Source organism: Synergistota bacterium (assembly GCA_021159885.1).
Classification (GTDB): Bacteria; Synergistota; GBS-1; order GBS-1; family GBS-1; genus AUK310.
Window position 1 is genome coordinate 18,904 of the sequence record JAGHDO010000079.1, and the last position, 17,019, is coordinate 35,922.

Annotated in this window: 20 protein-coding genes; 14 read left to right on the top strand and 6 right to left on the bottom strand. The window is 43.7% G+C overall.

All coding sequences use genetic code 11. The features are described 5' to 3' along the window. Nucleotides 1–58: 58 nt before the first annotated feature. The 13 genes from J7M13_08005 (at nucleotide 59) to J7M13_08065 (ending at nucleotide 11,241) form a co-directional block, all read left to right on the top strand. Nucleotides 59–781 carry an NAD+ synthase gene (locus J7M13_08005; GenBank protein ID MCD6363917.1) on the top strand — a complete coding sequence of 241 codons (723 nt, stop codon included), beginning with the start codon at nucleotides 59–61 and terminating at the stop codon, nucleotides 779–781. A gap of 21 nt (nucleotides 782–802) precedes the next feature. Further along, nucleotides 803–1,555, top strand: coding sequence for a YebC/PmpR family DNA-binding transcriptional regulator (locus J7M13_08010; GenBank protein MCD6363918.1), 753 nt, complete (start codon nucleotides 803–805; stop codon nucleotides 1,553–1,555). After that, a complete protein-coding gene (locus tag J7M13_08015; GenBank protein ID MCD6363919.1) occupies nucleotides 1,552–2,031 on the top strand; it encodes a crossover junction endodeoxyribonuclease RuvC in 480 nt (159 codons plus the stop codon). Before J7M13_08010 ends, J7M13_08015 begins: the two co-directional genes overlap by 4 nt. Then, nucleotides 2,016–2,579: a Holliday junction branch migration protein RuvA gene (gene ruvA / locus J7M13_08020; GenBank protein ID MCD6363920.1), complete on the top strand. Its 564-nt coding sequence runs from the start codon at nucleotides 2,016–2,018 to the stop codon at nucleotides 2,577–2,579. Before J7M13_08015 ends, ruvA begins: the two co-directional genes overlap by 16 nt. Then, nucleotides 2,572–3,558 (top strand): Holliday junction branch migration DNA helicase RuvB, encoded by a 987-nt coding sequence (gene ruvB / locus J7M13_08025; GenBank protein MCD6363921.1) that lies wholly within the window; start codon nucleotides 2,572–2,574, stop codon nucleotides 3,556–3,558. Before ruvA ends, ruvB begins: the two co-directional genes overlap by 8 nt. Continuing rightward, on the top strand, nucleotides 3,542–3,757 hold the full coding sequence (locus tag J7M13_08030; GenBank protein MCD6363922.1) for a DUF2905 domain-containing protein: 216 nt from the start codon (nucleotides 3,542–3,544) through the stop codon (nucleotides 3,755–3,757). Before ruvB ends, J7M13_08030 begins: the two co-directional genes overlap by 17 nt. Further along, nucleotides 3,758–4,780 (top strand): tRNA preQ1(34) S-adenosylmethionine ribosyltransferase-isomerase QueA, encoded by a 1,023-nt coding sequence (gene queA / locus J7M13_08035; GenBank protein ID MCD6363923.1) that lies wholly within the window; start codon nucleotides 3,758–3,760, stop codon nucleotides 4,778–4,780. A gap of 23 nt (nucleotides 4,781–4,803) precedes the next feature. Then, nucleotides 4,804–6,120, top strand: a complete 1,317-nt coding sequence (amrA, locus tag J7M13_08040; GenBank protein MCD6363924.1) for an AmmeMemoRadiSam system protein A — start codon at nucleotides 4,804–4,806, stop codon at nucleotides 6,118–6,120. Nucleotides 6,121–6,122: 2 nt separating this feature from the next. Beyond that, nucleotides 6,123–7,115, top strand: a complete 993-nt coding sequence (gene amrS / locus J7M13_08045) for an AmmeMemoRadiSam system radical SAM enzyme (protein ID MCD6363925.1) — start codon at nucleotides 6,123–6,125, stop codon at nucleotides 7,113–7,115. Nucleotides 7,116–7,128: 13 nt separating this feature from the next. Further along, the gene (hutH, locus tag J7M13_08050) at nucleotides 7,129–8,655 is read left to right on the top strand and encodes a histidine ammonia-lyase (protein MCD6363926.1); all 1,527 of its coding nucleotides are present in this window, start codon (nucleotides 7,129–7,131) and stop codon (nucleotides 8,653–8,655) included. After that, nucleotides 8,642–9,517 carry an EamA family transporter gene (locus J7M13_08055; protein MCD6363927.1) on the top strand — a complete coding sequence of 292 codons (876 nt, stop codon included), beginning with the start codon at nucleotides 8,642–8,644 and terminating at the stop codon, nucleotides 9,515–9,517. Before hutH ends, J7M13_08055 begins: the two co-directional genes overlap by 14 nt. A 62-nt stretch (nucleotides 9,518–9,579) precedes the next feature. After that, a complete protein-coding gene (locus J7M13_08060) occupies nucleotides 9,580–10,380 on the top strand; it encodes a branched-chain amino acid ABC transporter permease (GenBank protein ID MCD6363928.1) in 801 nt (266 codons plus the stop codon). 3 nt (nucleotides 10,381–10,383) lie between these two features. Next, complete coding sequence (locus J7M13_08065; protein ID MCD6363929.1) at nucleotides 10,384–11,241, top strand: branched-chain amino acid ABC transporter permease; 858 nt, start codon at nucleotides 10,384–10,386, stop codon at nucleotides 11,239–11,241. On the opposite strand, the gene J7M13_08070 is transcribed toward J7M13_08065, so the two are convergent. From J7M13_08070 to J7M13_08080, 3 genes are read right to left on the bottom strand one after another with little or no spacing between them, the layout of a single operon-like run. Next, a complete protein-coding gene (locus J7M13_08070; GenBank protein ID MCD6363930.1) occupies nucleotides 11,233–12,378 on the bottom strand; it encodes a 2-oxo acid dehydrogenase subunit E2 in 1,146 nt (381 codons plus the stop codon). The two genes, J7M13_08065 and J7M13_08070, sit on opposite strands and share 9 nt — an antisense overlap. Further along, on the bottom strand, nucleotides 12,371–13,348 hold the full coding sequence (locus J7M13_08075) for an alpha-ketoacid dehydrogenase subunit beta (GenBank protein ID MCD6363931.1): 978 nt from the start codon (nucleotides 13,346–13,348) through the stop codon (nucleotides 12,371–12,373). Before J7M13_08075 ends, J7M13_08070 begins: the two co-directional genes overlap by 8 nt. A gap of 14 nt (nucleotides 13,349–13,362) precedes the next feature. Next, nucleotides 13,363–14,337: a thiamine pyrophosphate-dependent dehydrogenase E1 component subunit alpha gene (locus tag J7M13_08080; GenBank protein ID MCD6363932.1), complete on the bottom strand. Its 975-nt coding sequence runs from the start codon at nucleotides 14,335–14,337 to the stop codon at nucleotides 13,363–13,365. Between the two features lie 133 nt (nucleotides 14,338–14,470). Between J7M13_08080 and tdh the strand changes: the two genes are divergently transcribed. Beyond that, nucleotides 14,471–15,511, top strand: coding sequence for an L-threonine 3-dehydrogenase (tdh, locus tag J7M13_08085; GenBank protein ID MCD6363933.1), 1,041 nt, complete (start codon nucleotides 14,471–14,473; stop codon nucleotides 15,509–15,511). Here tdh and J7M13_08090 read toward each other — a convergent pair. The 3 genes from J7M13_08090 to J7M13_08100 all read right to left on the bottom strand — a co-directional run. Next, complete coding sequence (locus J7M13_08090) at nucleotides 15,508–16,260, bottom strand: SDR family oxidoreductase (GenBank protein ID MCD6363934.1); 753 nt, start codon at nucleotides 16,258–16,260, stop codon at nucleotides 15,508–15,510. The genes tdh and J7M13_08090 overlap by 4 nt on opposite strands. A 6-nt stretch (nucleotides 16,261–16,266) precedes the next feature. After that, entirely contained in the window at nucleotides 16,267–16,758 is a 492-nt protein-coding gene (locus J7M13_08095; protein MCD6363935.1) for a DNA-binding protein, read from the bottom strand. A gap of 30 nt (nucleotides 16,759–16,788) precedes the next feature. Next, nucleotides 16,789–17,019, bottom strand: a 231-nt coding sequence (locus J7M13_08100; protein ID MCD6363936.1) for a TRAP transporter large permease subunit, incomplete at its 5' end; no start/stop codon positions are given.

Here is a 17,019-nt window from a genome sequence, read left to right on the forward strand (position 1 = left end):
CATACCTGTGCTATAATAATTTCTGAAGTTCCAGGCGTTTCCTCAGGAGGCGATTTGGGTGGAAAATGTCGAAAAGCTTGTGGATAGGATAGTGGCTTGGATAAGAGGGAGGATAGAAGAAGCCGGTATGATGGGAGGAGTAGTTGGTATAAGTGGCGGTGTGGATTCAGCGGTTGTCGCTGTCCTTCTGAAAAAGGCAATGGGTGATAGAATGCTTGGTGTTCTTATGCCGTGTCATTCCAATCCGTCTGATACGGAAGATGCACTAACACTTGTCAAGACCTTTGATATACCCTACAGGTTGGTTGACCTTTCTCCCGTTTATGATGTTTTTCTTCGAGTCCTTGATGAAGAAGATAGAGGTGGGGATGTATCTCTCGCTAATATAAAACCTCGCTTAAGAATGATAACCTTATACTATTTCGCGAATAAGCTAAACTATCTTGTCGTTGGCACCGGCAACAAAAGCGAGCTTGAGGTAGGATATTTTACCAAGTATGGGGATGGAGGGGTAGATATCCTTCCTATAGGTGGGCTTCTTAAAACTCAGGTTAGAGAAATAGCCCGGTTTTTGGGAATCCCTGAGAGGATAATAACTAAGCCTCCATCTGCGGGGCTCTGGGAAGGGCAGACAGACGAAGGAGAAATGGGTTTGACTTATGAAGCGCTTGATACTTATCTTCTTGAGGGTAAGGGAGATTCCAATATAATCAAGAAAATTGAGAGGATGAGGGAGAAAAGCAAGCATAAGAGGGAACTCCCTCAGATTTTCCTGCCTTAGAAATAGGGGAGGTGCATGGAAATGGCAGGTCATTCTAAATGGGCAAATATAAGGCATAGAAAGGCTCAAGTGGATGCCAAAAAAGGGAAAATATTTGCTAAGGTTATAAGGGCTATAATAACTGCTGCGCGTGAAGGAGGAGGCGATCCTGATAAAAATTCTCGTTTGAGACTCGCCATCCAATGGGCGAGAGAGGTTAACATGCCCTCTGAGAACATAAAAAGAGCTATTCAGCGCGGGACCGGAGAAATACCAGGAGCGTCGTATGAAGAAGTTAGCTATGAAGGATATGGTCCTGGAGGAGTTGCTGTTTTAGTTGAGGCGATGACGGATAACAGAAATAGAACTACCGCTGAGATAAGGCATATATTCAGCAAATATGGAGGGAATCTTGGTGAAGCTGGATGTGTAAGCTGGGTTTTCGAAAGAAAAGGCGTTCTCACCTTTGAGGGAGTTGATGAGGATCAGGTAATGGAGATAGCAATAGAAGCTGGGGCTGAAGATGTTAAAGTCAATGACGATGGTACCGTTGAAGTTTTAACCGACCCAAAGGATTTTATGGGAGTAAGAGAGGCTTTTGAAAAGGCTAATCTTAGACCGCTAAGGGCTGAGGTAACGATGCTTCCTAAAAGCACCACACGTCTTGAGGGGGATGAGGCAGTGAGGATGCTTAAACTTATGGAAGCACTTGAGGATCACGATGACGTTCAGCATGTATATGCTAATTTTGACATACCCGATGAGATAATTGAGAGAATGGGCGTAGCAGCGTGATAGTTTTGGGAATTGATCCGGGCTTAAGGGAGCTTGGCTATGCTTTTCTGGAGAAAGGCCCCACGCTTCTAAAAACCGGTACTATATATACCTCCTCGGAGCTTCCTAAGGGAGACAGGCTCAAGCTTATATATGACAGGCTGAGCGACGAAATAGAGAGGTTTAAGCCTGAGCTCCTATGTATTGAAAGTGTTTTCTTTGCAAGAAACGCTAAAAGCGCGATGCAAATAGGCGAAGTAAGAGGTGTTATTTTGCTTTTATGTGCTCAGAGAGGCATCGATGTTAAGGAAATGACCCCTCTCGAGCTGAAAAAGGCTATCACCAGCTGGGGTGGAGCTTCTAAGGAGGGGCTAAGCTTAGTTTTAAGAAGAATATATGGTTTTTCACCCTCTACTTCTCACGAGGCAGATGCCATAGCCCTCGCTCTGTGCGGATTGATCCTTTTAAAGAGGCACTTAAGATGTTTGAGTATTTAAGGGGAAAAGCTGTAGAGAAAAAGGATAATCTTATTTTGTTAGATGTAGGCGGTCTCGGATTCAGGATCTTTGTACCTGAGCGGGATTCCTCCTCCGTGGCGATAGGAGAAGAGGCGGTTTTTTACGTTTATCTGAATTATAAATCGGATAAGCTTGAGCTTTTTGGCTTCCTGAATAGAGAAGATAGAGATCTTTTTGAGAGACTTCTTAGCGTGGCAAAGATAGGAACGAGGGTTTCTTTCGAGATACTTAATAGGCTTTCCGCTAAGGAGTTCTTTAGGATTTTGGAAAGGGACGATGTTTCAGCTCTTTCCTCGATACCAAGGGTTGGAGAGAAAAGGGCTAAAAGAGTAGTTTTTGAGCTTAAAGGGGAGTTACTCAGAAATAGAGGATCATTTGCAGATGTAAGAGAGGCGCTTTTAAACCTTGGATATAATGATCGAGAAGTTAGTTTCGCTATTTCCAAGCTTCTTGAAACTGGAATTGAATCTGAAAATGTGGAAGAGCTTATTAAAAAAGCGTTGATTATTTTAAGAGGAGATGTTTAAAGTGGTGGAAAAAGCGTGGGAAAGACCCTTAAGGCCCAGGACTCTAAGCGATTTTATAGGTCAGGAGAATCTTAAAAAAAAGCTCTATTTGTTGATAGAAGCTTCTAAGAGGAGGGGGGATGTTCCAGATCACATACTTTTTTATGGTCCACCCGGTTTAGGCAAGACCACGCTGGCGAGCATCATAGCTTATGAGCTGCTTTCGCCGTTCATCCAAATTAGCGGACCTTCCATTACTCGTGCTGGGGATCTTGCCTCAATTCTTAGCGGGCTTGAAAGGGGGAGCGTGCTTTTTATAGATGAGATTCACAGGATACCTCGCTCATGTGAGGAAATGCTTTACTCTGCCATGGAGGATTTCAGAATAGATGTAGTGATAGGTAAGGGGATTATGGCGAGAACCGTGAGAATAGATCTACCTTCGTTCACTCTCATTGGTGCTACAACGAGGCTTGGCCTTCTTACTGGCGCTTTGAGGAGCAGATTCGGAGTTATAGAAAAAGTCGACTTTTATCCTATGGAGGAACTTTCAAAAATAGCAATGCGTTCAGCTACGATACTTGGTGTGGAGCTTGCCGAAGAAGCCGCTAAGGAGATAGCTTTTAGAGGAAGGGGAACGCCTCGAGTAGTTAACAGGCTTCTTAAAAGGATTAGAGATTACGCCGAGGTAAAAGGAAAATCTTGTATAGATAGAGAATTAGCTCTTGAAGCTCTTAGATTTTATGAGGTAGATGATTATGGTCTGGATGCCTCGGATCGGAGACTTCTTTCTACTATTATAGAAAAGTTTGGAGGAGGACCTGTAGGTATAGAAACGCTTGCCGCTGCTTTAAACGAGGAGCCGGAGACCATATCGGAGGTTCATGAACCCTATCTCCTGAGAATGGGATTTCTGGAGCGGACTAGAAGGGGGCGTGTGGCAACCCAAAGGGCTTATGAGCTATGGAAAAGGAGGGGTTGCGATGGAATCCTTAGGTAAAACCTTGATACTGTTTGGAGTTATAATTGCCGTTGTTGGTCTGTTTCTAACATTCGCTCCTAAGATACCTTTTCTTGGGCGGCTTCCAGGAGATATATATGTTGAAAGAAAAGGAATGGTATTTTATTTCCCCATAGTTACGAGTATTATAATTAGCCTGATTTTAACAGTTGTTTTAAATATCCTCTTAAGGAGGTGAGTGAGGTTTTTCGATTACGATCTTCCAGAGGAGCTTATAGCTCAGGAACCTGCTAATCCGCGTGATTCGTCGAGGTTAATGGTTTTAAGAAGGGATGACTCTCTGATAGAGCATGCGAGGTTTTATATGCTTCCTCGATTCCTTAAGGAAGGAGACCTTCTTGTTTTTAACAAAAGCAGGGTAATAAAGGCTCGCCTTCCCGGAATAAAAAGAAATGGAGGAGCAAAGATTGAGATTCTGCTTATAAGGAGGCTTGAGGATGATCTGTGGGAAGTCATGGCTAAGCCCGCTAAGCGCCTTAAAGTTGGTGTTGAAATCGAGTTTGGGAATAAAGGTGAATTAAGCTGTGTGGTTGAAGGGGTTCTTGAGGGGGGCTTCAGAAGAGTTAGGTTCTCATATGAAGGTAATGATTTTATGAGCTTGCTCGAGAAGCTTGGGGATGTCCCCACACCTCCATATATAAAGAAAAAAGTGAAAGATCCAAAGCTTTATCAAACGGTGTATGCTCATGTTTCTGGATCTGTTGCTGCGCCCACCGCGGGGTTCCACTTTACTGAAAGGCTTTTGAATAAGCTTAAAGCGCGGGGAATAAGGCTGGCTTTTTTAGTGCTTCATGTAGGTGCGGCAACATTTTTGCCCGTAAGAGGGGATATAAGGAAACACAGGGTTCCACCGGAATATTACGAGGTTTCTGAAGAATGTGCCCATGAGGTTAATAGTGCTTTAAGTGAGGGAAGAAGGGTGATTGCCGTTGGTACTACCACTACGAGAGTGCTTGAAGGAATAGCCGATGCAGATGGCTTTATATCTCCAGGAAGCGGGTGGACGGATTTGTTTATCCTTCCAGGGTATAGGTTCAAAGTGGTGAAAGCTCTCATAACGAATTTTCATCTTCCAAGGACCACTCTGTTAGCTCTCGTTTCAGCTTTTGCGGGAGAGGCGTTTTTGAAGAAGGCATATGAAATAGCCTTAAGGGAAAGGTATCGCCTTTATAGCTTTGGCGATGCTATGCTCCTTCTTTGAGCGAAGAAAGGAGGTGTTTTAAAGTGGGACTTGCCTTGGGGGCTTTAGTTCCACATCCTCCCATTATAGTTCCGGAAGTGGGAGGACCACACCTTTCCCAAGTTAAGAGAACGGTGGATTCTATGAAGAAGCTTGCACGCAGGATAAAGGATCTAAACCCTTCAAGATTGATAATCATAACTCCTCACAATGTAGTTCTCGAGGATGCTGTGGGCGTTCTCGTTTCCGATATATATCGAGGAAGTCTTAGGCAGTTTGGAGGTCCTACCGATTTCTCGTACCCAGGGGATAAAGAGTTTGCTTATTTTCTCCTTGAGAAGGCAAAGGAATCAGATATACCGTTGAGAGCAGTAAGAAGCCATCGTCTTGATCATGCCACTCTTGTTCCTCTGTATTACATATTTGGTTTAACATCTGACGTTCCTATAATCGTTTTAACCATTGCTTTTCTTTCTCCAAGAGAGCTTTATGAGATTGGTAGATTTATCAATGGAATAGTGGAGTGCGATCCCTCTTCTACGGTTTTAATTGCAAGTGGAGATCTTTCTCATAGACTTACTTATGATGCACCTGCAGGGTATTCTCCTCGTGGAAAGGAATTCGATAAAGAGATAGTTCGTATAATTGAAGAATTCGATGCTGAAGCGCTTCTTAAGATGGATCCGTATTTCCTTGAAGAGGCTGGAGAGTGTGGATACAGGTCTCTTGTCATGCTCTTCGGAGCTCTCGACGAATGGAAGGTTAGAACGGAGGTGCTTTCGTATGAAGGTCCTTTTGGGGTTGGCTATTGTGTTGCGATGTTTCAACCTCTTGAGAGGTTGTCTAAGAAGGAGCATCCATTAGTTAGACTTGCTCGAGATGCCGTTGAAGCTTATGTCAGGTGTGGAAAGATTATTTCTCCTCCCTCGGAACTCACACCAGAGATGAGGGAACGAGCGGGAGTGTTTGTTTCGCTTAAAAAGAGAGGACGCTTAAGGGGATGCATAGGAACTTTTCTTCCCGCATGTGAAAACGTTGCTGAGGAAGTCATAAGAAATGCAATAGCTGCTTGTAGTGAAGATCCGCGTTTTGAGCCTGTGAGAGAGGAAGAGCTTCCTCTTCTTGAATATTCTGTGGATATCTTGAGTGAACCTGAACCCGTTAGTGATATAGGTGAGCTTGACCCCAAGATTTATGGTGTCATAGTAGAAGCGCCGGATGGAAGAAGGGGACTTTTGCTTCCTGATCTTGAAGGAGTTGACTCGGTGGAAGAACAAATCTCGATAGCTTCAAGAAAGGCGGGAATATTTCCTGGAGAGCCTATTAAGATATACAGATTTAGGGTTAGGAGGTATAGATGAGAATGGCTCTTAAGGAGGCGCTGTTTTTCGAAAAGCTCAAAGGCGGAGAGGTTAAGTGTCGCTTATGTCCCCATGGTTGCGTTATACCACCGGGCGCCGTGGGGCTGTGCAAGGCAAGGGAGAATAGGGATGGTATCCTGTTTTCCCTTATATATGGGGAGTGCTCTGCCGTAAATATGGATCCCATAGAAAAAAAACCTCTTTTCCACTTTTTCCCGGGAAGTGAAATACTATCCTTGGGAACCATTTATTGTAACTTTTCCTGTAAGTTTTGTCAGAACTGGCATCTTGTTAGAGGCGATGTGAGAACGGAATATATATCCCCTGAGAGGGTGGTCGAAGTTGCCTTAGATTATAGAAGCATTGGCATAGCGTATACCTATAACGAGCCAATAATATGGTATGAGTTTGTGCTTGATACCGCCAAGCTTGCCAAAGAAAAGGGCTTGAAAAATGTTCTTGTTACTAATGGATTTATAGAAGAAGAGCCTTTGAAGGAACTGCTCCCCTTCGTGGATGCGATGAATGTTGACCTTAAAGCATCAAGTGATGATTTTTATGTAAGACTCTGCGGGGGGAAGGTTGAGCCAGTTTTAAGGACGATAGAGCTTGCCAATAATTCCTGCCTCGTTGAAGTAACTAATCTGCTTATAACGGGAGAGAATGATTCAGACGAGGATATAAAAAGCATCGTTAGTATGATCTCTGAGATAGATCCTCTCATTCCTCTGCATTTTTCCCGTTATTTCCCTCAGTATAAAATGAATAATCCTCCCACTCCCATTTCAAGGCTTTATAGAGCGTACGAGATAGCCAGAGAAAAGATGCCATACGTTTATCTTGGCAATCTCTGGGAGGAGAGATATGAGACCACATATTGCTTAAACTGTGGAAGTGCGCTTGTTAGGAGGAGGGGATACGTTATACTTGAGAATAATTTGGAAGGCAACAAGTGTTCTTTCTGTGGAACAGAAAATAGATTCATTGTTTCATAAAGGGGGTCATGCAATGGGGGAAATTCTCGTCGATGGGGAAAGTCTTCGCTTGGAAGATCTGGTGAGAGTGGCTAAATATGGATGGAAGGTGAAATTAACTAATGATGTCAAGGAAAAGGTAGAAAGATCCAGAGGGGTAATAGAGCAAGCGATAGAGTTGCGTAAGGTTATTTACGGTATTACCACTGGTTTTGGAGATCTTGCGAGGATTCTTATTCCTCCGGAGAAGGTAAGGGAGCTCCAGAGAAATCTTATACGAAGCCATTCATGTGGTGTCGGAGATCCCTTCCCTCCTGAGATAGTTAGGGGAGCTATGCTTTTGAGGTTAAATACGCTTGCTAAGGGGTTTTCTGGCGTTAGATATGAGATCTTAGAGTTCTTAGCTGAGATGATAAATAGGGATATTTGTCCCGTCGTGCCAACGAAGGGATCTGTGGGTGCGAGCGGGGATCTTGCCCCCTTAGCTCATATAGCTTTGACTATGATGGGAGAGGGAGAGGTCTTTTATAAGGGCAAACGTATACCGGCCTCTCTTGCATTGAAGGAGGAGCTCCTGCCTCCAATTGTTTTCGAAGCTAAAGAAGGTATAGCCCTCATAAATGGAACACCGGTAATGGCAGCGGTTGGAGCTCTTGCGCTTAATGAGGCTTTTAGGCTCTTTAAGCTTGCTGATCTGGCACTTTCTCTAAGCCTTGAAGCTTTAGAGGGTGTCCCCGATGCTTTTGATCCGAGGATACATAAGCTTCGCCCGCATCCTGGGCAAATGGCTTGTGCTTCTAATGTGCTTAAGCTTATTCAGGAAAGTGAAATTATATATGGAACGCAAAGGGAAAGAGTCCAGGATGCCTACTCTTTAAGATGTTCTCCGCAGGTTCATGGAGCATCGAGGGATGTGGCTTCCTTTGTTAGGAGCGTTCTCGAAAGGGAGTTTAACTCCGTTACAGATAATCCTATAGTTTTCCCCGAAAGTGGAGATGTAATATCCGGGGGGAACTTTCATGGTGAACCATTGGCTTTAAGCATGGATTTTCTTTCCATAGCACTTTCTGAAGTAGCGAATATCTCAGAGCGTAGAGTAGCTCGGTTAGTTGATGGACACTTAAGCGGTCTTCCGGACTTCCTTGTCTTTTCGAAAGGGGTAAACTCTGGGTTTATGATAGCTCAGTACGTAGCCGCTGCTTTAGCGTCTGAAAATAAGGTTTTATCTCATCCTGCAAGTGTGGATTCTATTCCGACATCTGCTAATCAAGAGGATCATGTAAGCATGGGCATGAATTCAGCTTTGAAGCTTCTTAAAGTAGTTGATAATCTTTATAAGGTACTTTCGATTGAAATTCTTGCTTCTTGCCAGGGAATAGATTTTAGAAAACCGTTGAAACCTGGGAAGGGAACGAGAGTAGCACACTCTCTTGTGAGGGAAATAATACCATTTCTTATTGAAGATGTCCCTCTTTATCTCGAAATAGCGAAAGCTGAAGAGCTTTTGAGAGGAGAAGAATTTCTCCGTGAGGTGGAGGATTCTGTAGGTGGATTACTCTGAGGGAAAGCTTAGAGGATATTTATATGTTATCTTAGCTGCTTTTTGCTGGGCTAACGTGGCTATCTTTGGGAGATTCCTTATGAAGGCAGGGATGTCTCCATATGCGGTCGTTTTCTGGAGAGCTCTCTTCGCCTGCCTTATAGCGGGTTTCTACCTTGCGTTTTCAGGAAAAAACCCGTTTGATGGAATAGAGCGAAAGGATTTTGTTTTTTATTTTCTTCTCGGAATCGCTGGAATAGGTTTTAACTATCTCGGATATTTGTCGGCGATAAGATACGTAAAAATAGCAACCGCTCTTTTAATGCTTTATACTTTCCCATCTCTCGTGGTGCTACTTGCAAGGGTGTTTCTTAAGGAAAGAATAACCGGAAGGAAGCTTATCTCGCTTTCAATTTCCATGCTCGGTATAGTTATCCTTCTGGGGTGGAATATCTCATTTTCCCTAATAGGATATGCTTGGGGCTTTCTATCAGCGGTGGGAAACGCGGCTTATGCTCTTATAGGAAGGAGATTTTCTGGAAAGGTTGACAGCTTTAAGACCCTTTTCTGGGGATTTTTCTTTGGAACGGTTTTTCTTTTCTTAGTTATGGCTTCTGTGGAAGGTGTTTCGCTTCCCGAGGCATCCGATTTTAAATACATAATTGGTCTTAGCTTTATTTCAACTTTTCTCCCCTACATGTTTTTCCTGCTTTCGTTTAAATACCTCGAAGCTGGAATGGCAAGCATAGCATCCCTCTCTGAAATTCCCATAACGAGTACGCTGGCTTTTATATTCTTCTCTGAAAAACCAGGGTGGAATCATTTCCTCGGGGGCGGTTTGATCATTCTTTCCATTCTCTTTCTCATTAAGGGAGGGGATTAGCATTGTTGTGGCAGCAGATAGTTAATGGCATATCTATAGGCAGTATATACGCTCTTATAACCATGGGATTAGCCATGGTGTATGGAATATTGAGGATACTTCATGTTGCCCATGCTGGGGTTTATACCATAGGGGCTTATCTTGGTCTTTTTTTCTTTTTTCAAACCAAAAGTTTTGTTCTTTCAGCGATTTTCTCTATGGCTATATGCGCTCTAATAGGCATAGCTATTCAGAGATTCGTTTACTATCCTCTTTTGAAGTTCCCCCCCTTTGTTCCGTTAATAGCTGGAATAGCTCTTTTTCTGGCGGTAGGAGAAATTTGCCGTTTGATAGCTGGACCCTATCCGAGGTCGTTTCCTGCGCATATTTCACTGCCTTCGATTAAAATCGGAGGCGTATTCATATCGTCAATTCAGCTTTTGATTTTCATCGCCACCGCTCTTATACTTATCTTCCAGTGGTTTATAAGCTCTAAAACGAGTTTTGGACTTATGATGCGCGCTACCAGTCAAGATCTTGAGATGGCTGAATCCATAGGAATAAATTCCAGGATGGTGGTAGCTTTGACCTTTGCTTTGGGTTCCGCATTTGCAGCCTTGGCTGGGATTCTCGTGGGGGTAAACTATAATCAAGTTTACCCTGCGATGGGGAACATGCCTGCTTATAAATCTCTTGCTTTAATAGTCGTGGGAGGGCTGGGAAGCGTTCCAGGGGCGGTTATAGCCTCTCTTCTCTTGGGGGTAGCAGAGACTTTGCTTATTGGGTATGCTAAAATACCTCTTCCAAGGGATGCCCTTGCTTTTATAGCTATGATAATCTTTCTTCTTATCAAACCTCAGGGACTTTTCGGAGGGAGGAGATAGCGGATGGGATATGTTTTTACCGTTCTGACGATGCTTCTGATAAGTGCCATTTCCGTTCTTGGCCTAAATGTGATTCTGGGGTATGCGGGGCAGATATCTTTAGGACACGCTGCTTTTATGGGAATAGGCGCGTATGCCTCTGCTCTTCTGGCAACTAAGGCTCATCTCCCCTTTTGGTTATGTCTCCCCCTGGCGATATTGATTTCTGGAGCTATTGGCTTTCTGCTTGGTTTACCAAGTCTAAGAGTTAAGGATGATTTCCTTGCCATAACCACCATAGGTATAAACTTCATTGTTCAGGCAATTTTCCTTTACGTGCCTTTCTTTGGAGGAGCTCTTGGGATAGGAGGGATTCCAAGGCCCAAGATAGGAAACTTTATCTTGAGAGGGGAGTACTACTTCGCACTTGTCCTTGTCCTGTTTGTTATAAGCATTTTGATATCTCTGAGATTTCATCGTTCATGGGCTGGCCTCGCTTCTGAAGCTATGAGGGAGGATGAAATAGCAGCGAGTGTTATTGGTATAAATCCCAAAAGGTTTAAGCTTATGGCTTTCGTGCTGGGTAGCGCATATGCAGGAATGGCTGGTTCGCTCTATGCTCATTTTATGGGATTTATAAGCTCCGAGGACTTCGGCTTCCCCTTATCTGTGACCTTTTTATCCATGCTCGTTTTCGGGGGGGTGGGGACTGTGAGAGGAAGCGTTCTGGGAGCCTTTATCCTCGGAGCTTTACCGGAATTTTTAAGACCTGTAGCAGAGTATAGGCTTCTTCTCTACAGCGTTCTTTTACTTCTCATGCTAAGGTTCTGTCCTCAAGGGCTGGTAGGAATTTTCAGGTTAAAAAACAGGCGCTTATTGTAGGTCTGGATTGCTGCAGAGTTCTGCGAGTCTCTTTAAAAATCTCGCTGCGGGAGCGCCATCTATTACCCTGTGGTCGAAAGTAAGGGAGAACCAAATCTTCTCAGTGAACTTTATGCCGTTCTCTGTGAGCTCGGGAACCTTTCTTGTTCTACCTATGCCGAGTATGGCAACCTCCGGTGGATTTATAACTGGAGTAAATATATCTATATCGATCATACCAAGATTGGTTATCGTAAACGTGGATCCCGTTATATCATCTAATGTGTACTTTTTGCTTTTTACCTTTTCCGCCATGTTAAGGATTTCCTTGGCTATTTCCTCAATTGATTTCTCGTTTGCTTTTCTTATAACAGGGACAAGTAAACCATCCGGTGTATCGAATGCAACGCCCATATTAACATCATCATATATGCGTATCTTTTCTCCATCGAAGTGAGCGTTAAACTCCGGAAACTCTGTGAGAAGATTGGCTATGAGTTTAACGAATACGGCGGTTAAGCTTATTTTCACGCTCGAATTTTCCTTTAACTCTGCAAATTTTTTTAGAAGCTTGCTTACATCTATTTCCATCGTTTCCGTTACGGGGACGACGCTATGGAACGACTTAGACAGCCTCTCTGCGATAGTTCTTCGTATACCACTTAAGGGAATTTCTTTAAAGCCCGGTTTTTCTTCTTTCTTCTCAAGGGAAGCAATATAATTTAGAACGTCCTGCTTGGTGATCCTTCTTCCTTCTCCGGTTCCCTTAACAAGCCTCAGATCGATGCCTTTCTCTCTGGCTATTCTTTTAGCGAGCGGGGATGCGTTTATTTTCTCCTCCATCTCTATTCTTTTCTCTTCTTTTTTTTCTTCTTTCTCTCCTACTGTTTCCTCCTTTTCCTTGTAAGCTTCGTATTCGGATTTTGTAAGCGCGATAAGCGCTATTGGAGTTCCAACTTTTGCCGTTTCTCCTTCTTTCACGAGTATTTTTGCTACTATTCCATCGACGGGGCTGTCTATGGTGTTGGTTATCTTCTCGGTAGAGATCTCTACGATAGGTTCGCCTTTTTTAACCTCGTCTCCTTCCTTTTTAAGCCAATTTTCAACCTTTCCCTCCTCCATGGTCAGGCCGAGCTTTGGCATTAAAAGCTCATACATTTTCTAAAACCTCCTTTATTGCATTTACTACGTCTCTCTTGTCCGGAACTACTGCTTCCTCTAATGGCGGAGAGAATGGGTGAGGAACGTTCTTAGCTCCTACTCTTTTGATGGGAGCGTCAAGGTATTCAAAAGCTTCTTCATATATGGTAGAAGCTACTTCGGCTCCCCATCCAGCTCTTTTCCACGTTTCGTGTGCGATTACCGCCTTGTGCGTTTTCTTAATGGATTTTACAACGGTTTCCTTATCCCATGGTACGAGAGTTCTCAAATCTATAACCTCCACGCTTATTCCCTCTTCTTCGAGTTCCTTCGCTGCTTCAAGCGATTCCAAGACCATTCTCGATGTTGCTATAACGGTTACGTCGTCTCCCTCTCTTTTTATGTCTGCCTCACCGAAGGGAATTAGATATTCTTCTTCGGGAACTGGACCTTTGGTCTTGTACAATCTCTTATGCTCGAAGAATATAACGGGGTCATCGCTTCTTAAAGCTGTTTTCATTAGACCTTTAGCATCATATGGGGTTGATGGAATTACCACTTTTATTCCTGGTATGTGCATAAACACGGTTTCTATAGACTGTGAATGATGTGCGGCTGCCGATCTTGCCACGCCATCGGGACCTCTAAGTATTATTGGAAGCTTTCCCTGGCCCCCGGACATGTATCTTATCTTCATTATCTGATTAACTATAGAGCACATTCCAGTGAAGAGAAAATCCGCGAAATGAAATTCGACTATGGGTCTTCCTCCAGCAAGAGCTGCTCCCACGGCTGAGCCGTAGATTACCTCCTCCGATATAGGAGTATCTATAACCTTTTCCTTGAACTTTCCAAGAATACATTTGTAGGTTCCAAATATTCCTCCCTGTTTGGCTATATCCTCTCCATAGGTAAAGATAGCTGGGTTCTTTTCCATTTCCTCCCTTATGGCTTCACAAATAGCTTCAGAAAAGGTAATCTCTCTCATCTTTTCTCCCCCCCTTAGTAATCATATTTTCTGTCATCGATGAACATATCGGTTAAAGCATCTTCAGGTGGGGGAAATTCGCTTTTTTCAGCAAATTTAACGGCCTCTTCGATTTCGTTCTTTATCTTGTCCCATATCTCTTTCTTCTTGATTTCCGTGAGAATGCCCTTCTCGAATAGAAGCTTTTCAAATCTGCCTATTGGTTCTTTTTCCCAGAATTTCTTTACCTCTTCCTTGCTTCTATAGAGCTCGGGATCTCCGACGAAATGCCCCTTTAATCTGTAAGTTTTAGCTTCTATAAGCGTTGGGCCCTCTCCTTTACGTGCTCTTTCTATTGCCTCCTTTGCTGCTTCATACACAGCAAGAACGTCGTTTCCGTCTACGGCGATTCCGGGCATGTTATAAGCCACTGCTCTTGAGGATATGTCCTGAACGGAAGTAGTCTCAGGCATATAAGCCGTTGATGCATACATATTATTCTCGCAAACAAAGATTACAGGTAGCTTATAAACCGATGCCCAGTTTAATCCCTCGTGAAACGTTCCTCTATTTGAGGCTCCATCTCCAAAGTAGCATACCACTACCTGATCGCTCTTTTTGACGAGCTTTATAGACATCCCTGCGCCCACTGCTATCGGAATGCCACCTCCAACCACCCCGTTTGCTCCAAGAACTCCCAACGAAAAGTCCATTATGTGCATGGAACCTCCCTTGCCCTTGCAATACCCCGTTTTCTTCCCATATAGTTCTGCCATCATTTTCTTTACATCAGCGCCCTTGGCTATCATATGTCCATGTCCTCTGTGTGTGCTTGTAATATAATCATCTGGCCTTAGATTTGCTGATACGCCCGTTGCGATGGCTTCCTCCCCGACATAAGAGTGGATAAATCCGGGGATCTTGCCTTCAAGAAACAGTTCTTCAGCTTTCGTATCGAAAAGCCTAATTTTAACCATAGTCTCATATAGCGATAGGAGATCCATCCCCATCTTTGAAACGCCACCTCCTCGCTCAAGTTTAGCCGTTTAAATTTTATCTTAAATTTTTCTATGTAGCAACCCCTCAAAAATGAAGTTATAAATGGTATAATCTAAATTAGCTTTAAAAAGGAGGTGGTATTTTTTGACTGGAAGGATGAAAGCCTTATTAAAAGATAGCGAGGGAACGGGCGCTCGCTTGGTTGAGGTCGATATTCCCAAGCCAGGAGAGGGCGAAGCTCTCGTTAAGGTTATTTATACTGCTATTTGTGGTACCGATCATCATATCTATACTTGGAACTCATGGGCTCAGGAAAACGTTAAACTTCCCCATATATTGGGGCATGAGTTCGTGGGGGAGGTTGTTGAACTGGGGCCTGGAGTAAGCCGTGTTAGAGTGGGGGACATCGTTTCAGCAGAAACGCATATATTCTGTGGGAGATGTAAGCAGTGCTTAACCGGTAATGAGGGTATATGCAGATTTATGAAAATACTTGGTGTTACCACGCCCGGCTCCTTTGCGGAATACATAGTAGTCCCTGAAAGGGTTCTTTGGAAAAATCCTGAAAATATTCCACTTAAGCATTGTGCTGTTGAGGAACCACTTGGCGTTGCTCTCGAAGGCGTTTTGGCAGAAGATGTTTCTGGGAAAACCGTCTTTGTTACTGGCTGTGGTCCTATAGGACTTTTTGCCATTTCAGTGGCCAAGACTTCTGGAGCAAGCAAGGTATACGCGAGCGATGTAAAGGAATATAGGCTTTCCATTGCGAAAGAGGTAGGAGCGGATGTTCTCCTCGATCCTCGGAGCATTGATCCGGTTGAGAAAATTATGGAAGATACTGGAGGAGATGGGGTAGATGTCGTTATAGAGTGTTCCGGTTCGACTAACGCGCTTATTCAGGGACTAAATGCGCTATCTAAGGGGGGAAGGGTGAGTCTCGTTGGGCTCTTCAGCAGGGAGATAACGCTTGAATTGAACTCAAGTTTGGTGTTTAAAGCAGCGAGAGTTTATGGAATAAGCGGAAGAAAGATCTTCTCCACTTGGTGGAAGGTCAGAGAGCTTCTTCAGAACGGAAAGCTGAACATTGATCCCATAATTACCCATGAACTTCCGCTCGAGAGATTCGAAGAGGCTATGGAGCTTATGGAAAAAGGAGAGTGTGGGAAGATACTTCTCAGGCCTTAGTCCATAGTTAATCCTCCATCTACATCCATGATTTCGCCTGTTATGTGGTTTGCCATTTCAGATGAAAGGAAAATGATAGCATGAGCCACGTTTTCGGGTTTTCCGAATTGACGCAAGGGTATGTTTTCTATGAGGGCCTTGCGCTTATCATTTGGTAGTCCACTTAGCATTTTGGTTTCAGTGGGTCCCGGGCATACGGCATTGACGTTTATGCCGTGGGGCCCACCTTCTCTTGCTAACGCTTTAGTAAAGGCTATTACCCCTCCCTTAGAAGCCGAGTATATGGCATTTCCGAATATTCCTCCCCCTCTTTTCCCAGCGATGGAGGCCACGTTTACGATCTTTCCGCTTTTTTGCTTTATCATGTGGGGAAAAACCTCAAGACATGTGTTAAAAACGCCCATTAGGTTGACAGCTATGACTCTTTCCCACTCTTCGGGAGTGCATTCCACAAACGGCTTCGTATAAACTATGCCGGCGTTATTAACGAGGATGTCTATTTTGCCATACTTTTCAAGCGTAATCGCTATCGCTTTCCTAACGCTTTCTATATTTGATACATCGGTTTTGATGAAAATTCCCCTTCCTCCATTTGATTCTATTTGTTTGAGTGTTTCTTTACCTTCTCTCTCAAGGAGCTCCAAGATTACAACTGAAGCTCCTAATTGAGAAAAAAGAAGGGCGGTAACGCGTCCTATGCCTCTACCGCCCCCCGTTATTAACGCAACCTTATTTGAAAAGCTTATCATTTTATCTCAGCTCCTCTTTCTATTGAATTTAAATAAGGGAAACTCCGTTTCCTCGTCGAGCTCTCTCCTTATCTCTATATCTGGAAGTTCCCTTATAACCAATTCTATGGTGGCTAAAACAGGATTTCCTCCTTTTACTATATGTCCTGCATGAATCTTCCTTCTTTCATCTGAAACTATCCCATGGAGATGGACAACCACTTCTCCTCTACCATCCTTCCCTATAATTCCGTTTCCGCAAAGGAATTCCAAGGGTCCCTCAACAGATACCGGTTCGCAATATCTGGTTTTGAGCTTCTTAGTTTCGTCCTTTACGGCGTACACGAAAGTAAACTTTCTCAAGCTTCCAAGCATTACATCTATACTGCCACTTTCCAAGCCATGCTTTCTGCATATATTAAGGACTCCTTCTATAAGATCGGTTCCGGGAAGGATTCTCCCCACAATAAGTCTTCCGCCCTTGCACTCAACGGAAGAGGTTCTGACTTCCTCCTTCATGAGTTTTCTCCTCCTTTTTAATCTCACTCCTTACTTAAAGGTTACATTCGGGAACCATGTTACTATTTGGGGGAAAATTATACAGAGCGCTAATCCTATCGCTTGCAGGCTTACGAAAGATAAAACTCCCTTATAGATATCTTTTGTGGTTACCTCTGGAGGTGCTACCCCCTTCAGGAAAAATATGGCATAAGCAAACGGTGGGGTTAAGAATGACATCTGAAGATTAACCGCTATGAGCACTGCAAAGTAGAGAGGATC

What these genes read in the sequence shown, in the direction of transcription:
- ruvA (MCD6363920.1), top strand. Translation starts at nt 2,016, where the DNA reads ATGTTTGAGTATTTAAGGGGAAAAGCTGTAGAGAAAAAGGATAATCTT.
- J7M13_08010 (MCD6363918.1), top strand. Translation starts at nt 803, where the DNA reads ATGGCAGGTCATTCTAAATGGGCAAATATAAGGCATAGAAAGGCTCAA.
- amrS (MCD6363925.1), top strand. Translation starts at nt 6,123, where the DNA reads ATGGCTCTTAAGGAGGCGCTGTTTTTCGAAAAGCTCAAAGGCGGAGAG.
- J7M13_08065 (MCD6363929.1), top strand. Translation starts at nt 10,384, where the DNA reads ATGGGATATGTTTTTACCGTTCTGACGATGCTTCTGATAAGTGCCATT.
- J7M13_08070 (MCD6363930.1), bottom strand. Translation starts at nt 12,378, where the DNA reads ATGTATGAGCTTTTAATGCCAAAGCTCGGCCTGACCATGGAGGAGGGA.
- J7M13_08075 (MCD6363931.1), bottom strand. Translation starts at nt 13,348, where the DNA reads ATGAGAGAGATTACCTTTTCTGAAGCTATTTGTGAAGCCATAAGGGAG.
- J7M13_08030 (MCD6363922.1), top strand. Translation starts at nt 3,542, where the DNA reads ATGGAATCCTTAGGTAAAACCTTGATACTGTTTGGAGTTATAATTGCC.
- J7M13_08060 (MCD6363928.1), top strand. Translation starts at nt 9,580, where the DNA reads ATGGGATTAGCCATGGTGTATGGAATATTGAGGATACTTCATGTTGCC.
- ruvB (MCD6363921.1), top strand. Translation starts at nt 2,572, where the DNA reads ATGTTTAAAGTGGTGGAAAAAGCGTGGGAAAGACCCTTAAGGCCCAGG.
- hutH (MCD6363926.1), top strand. Translation starts at nt 7,129, where the DNA reads ATGGGGGAAATTCTCGTCGATGGGGAAAGTCTTCGCTTGGAAGATCTG.
- J7M13_08090 (MCD6363934.1), bottom strand. Translation starts at nt 16,260, where the DNA reads ATGATAAGCTTTTCAAATAAGGTTGCGTTAATAACGGGGGGCGGTAGA.
- J7M13_08080 (MCD6363932.1), bottom strand. Translation starts at nt 14,337, where the DNA reads ATGGGGATGGATCTCCTATCGCTATATGAGACTATGGTTAAAATTAGG.
- J7M13_08095 (MCD6363935.1), bottom strand. Translation starts at nt 16,758, where the DNA reads ATGAAGGAGGAAGTCAGAACCTCTTCCGTTGAGTGCAAGGGCGGAAGA.